Origin of the sequence: Aliivibrio sp. SR45-2 (genome assembly GCF_963890165.1) — a bacterium.
Classification (GTDB): domain Bacteria; phylum Pseudomonadota; class Gammaproteobacteria; order Enterobacterales; family Vibrionaceae; genus Aliivibrio; species Aliivibrio salmonicida.
In genome coordinates, this window is the sequence record NZ_CAWPRC010000036.1 from 1 (window position 1) to 2,205 (window position 2,205).

The window sequence follows — 2,205 nt, forward strand, 5'->3', positions numbered from 1 at the left end:
AAAAGGCAACAAAGAAGAAAAGGACGCTTACTAAGCCGAAACTACAAAAGCTGCGATTCTATTGATGAACCGTGCAAAAAATTTCGGACTCAGTACGCACAACGCCTGCATAACACGTTTGCTACTATGCAGACCTAGCTGAATTTTAACGCCTTAATCACTGAAACTAAAGGTAAACTGACAACGCCGAATGTAGCAAATCGTGTTGATGCGATTGTTATGTACGTTCTAAATTGATAGATAAATACTATGATCGTAATTAACAGCAAACCCATGACGTTTATACAATTTTGCTAGCTTTACTTCATCGCCATGCATTACACCTAAGATTTCTTTAACGCCAATCTCTCGACAATGATTTATAGCTGTTTTTAATAAAGCTGAGCCATACCCTTTTCCACGATATGATATCGTACGTTTAAAGGGGAAGAACCAGTATGGTTTAAAACGAATCTCGCCTACATTAATATCTTCAATAGTTGCTGATTCATTAGAGATCGAAATATGAATACGACCAACATTCAATCCTTGCGCTCGAACAATATAAGAGAATGATTTTCCTTTTTGCCTAATAAGTTCAATATCCATACTTCCCCAATAGTACATAACGCCTGCATAACACGTTTGCTACGATACAGACTTAGCTGAATTTTACTGCCTTAATCACTGAAACTAAAGACAAACTGACAACGCCGAGTGTAGCAAATCGTGTTGATGCGATTGTTAGCCCTTACTAAAAGCACCTATTTGAGTTGGCATCATAAATGGGTATTCATTATCAAAAGCTAATAAACTTAACAGCTTTATTACATTACACGCTTCATTGAACATCACTTTTGCATTTTCAGAAGTGCAATCTATTTGCCAATTTGCCTTAACTGAAGGAATAGTAGCAGACGAAAATTTTGATTCTGCATTCTCACTTTCGATTATAACTGCTCTTTTAACAAATTCAGAACGGCCATGAGCTAATGTATTTCTCAACGTAAATAAACGCTCAATTAATTTTTGATGTTCATTTTTCATTTCAACGTCTATATATAGCATTTCTGATAATGCTTTAAATTTAACTTTGGGAGAAAACCTAAGCTTATCATCTATTTCATAAAAAGATTTCATTTTATTAATCTTATTAAACGTTTCTTTTTTCCGCCCATTAAGTGTCAATTCAAACTCTTTAATTAACGAATAAAATTGCTCTTTATAACCATAAGCAATTGCTACTCGTTCATGTATATTTGAACTTTTAGGTACTTTATCAATAAGTTCATATAAATCCTTTGGAGGGTGGTCCAAAATTTTATTTGAACGTGTATGCCAATCAAAAATCAATTTACAGCTTAGATTTAAGTAACTTTCAACCATAAATGCCGTGAGAGCAATACCAGTTATTCCTCCACAGGTATCCCCATAACCTTCATATTCAAATGAACGTCTCGCAGATTCATAAAACCAACAATGAGAATATATATCCCCTTCCATAGATCCAACATATGACATACTTAAATTTCCTAATTGAGGGCTAACGCTCACAATAAGGTGTTCCACGTTAAACTAGCCAAACACACCGAACTCCATACCAAAACCGCGGAGTAAAACGCATCACCTTGATTGTTTTGTTACAACCGATATAACTCAATAACTTAGAACTAAAATACAGCGTATAACGTCCAACAACAACTCGCCTTTTCTCTTTTGCGATTAATTCAACGGTACTCAATAATCGCAGGGTGGATTATCACTTAAAGCGACTTAGTAAACGCTGAAGCCAAACACAATACAGATGAGAACTTTTGTTGCGGCACGCGAATATTGGAGAATGACCCTACGCACTTGGCAATGAATTTAGAGCCACAAAATTTGAACCGCAACGGGCGCAATAACAAACAACATCAGTGAACAATTGCGGCGACAGAACTTATTAATCACGATAGAAACTTGGCAAGAAAGCCTTATATACACCAAGCCCTAAACCGCAATAACCGACAAACGGAACTCACTGCATTTCGACTGACAAGATATTAAAAAAGCGACCACTTGCCGAAGACCAAACTATAAAGATTAGGGCTAAGATGAAGGTTTGGTGTGCCCCTCGAAAAGCGAACACTTTATTTTACAAATTTACTTTCAAATTCAAATGGACTCAAGTTGTTTAATGTTGAGTGACTGCGCTTACGATTATAGAAGATCTCAATATATTCAAAT

The 2,205-nt window shown here is 35.8% G+C and carries 3 protein-coding genes; all 3 read right to left on the reverse strand.

The window, feature by feature from the left end:
* Positions 1-228 precede the first annotated feature (228 nt).
* Positions 229-588 carry a GNAT family N-acetyltransferase gene (locus AACV33_RS01955; protein WP_182700697.1) on the reverse strand — a complete coding sequence of 120 codons (360 nt, stop codon included), beginning with the start codon at positions 586-588 and terminating at the stop codon, positions 229-231.
* 135 nt (positions 589-723) lie between these two features.
* A complete protein-coding gene (locus AACV33_RS01960) occupies positions 724-1,500 on the reverse strand; it encodes a hypothetical protein (RefSeq protein ID WP_182700698.1) in 777 nt (258 codons plus the stop codon).
* A 608-nt stretch (positions 1,501-2,108) separates the two neighbouring features.
* Positions 2,109-2,195 carry a hypothetical protein gene (locus AACV33_RS21500; protein WP_370527209.1) on the reverse strand — a complete coding sequence of 29 codons (87 nt, stop codon included), beginning with the start codon at positions 2,193-2,195 and terminating at the stop codon, positions 2,109-2,111.
* Between the last annotated feature and the right edge of the window lie 10 nt (positions 2,196-2,205).

Excerpts from the sequence above, each read along its gene's own strand:
- AACV33_RS01955 (WP_182700697.1), bottom strand. The coding sequence starts at position 588 with ATGGATATTGAACTTATTAGGCAAAAAGGAAAATCATTCTCTTATATT.
- AACV33_RS01960 (WP_182700698.1), bottom strand. The coding sequence starts at position 1,500 with ATGTCATATGTTGGATCTATGGAAGGGGATATATATTCTCATTGTTGG.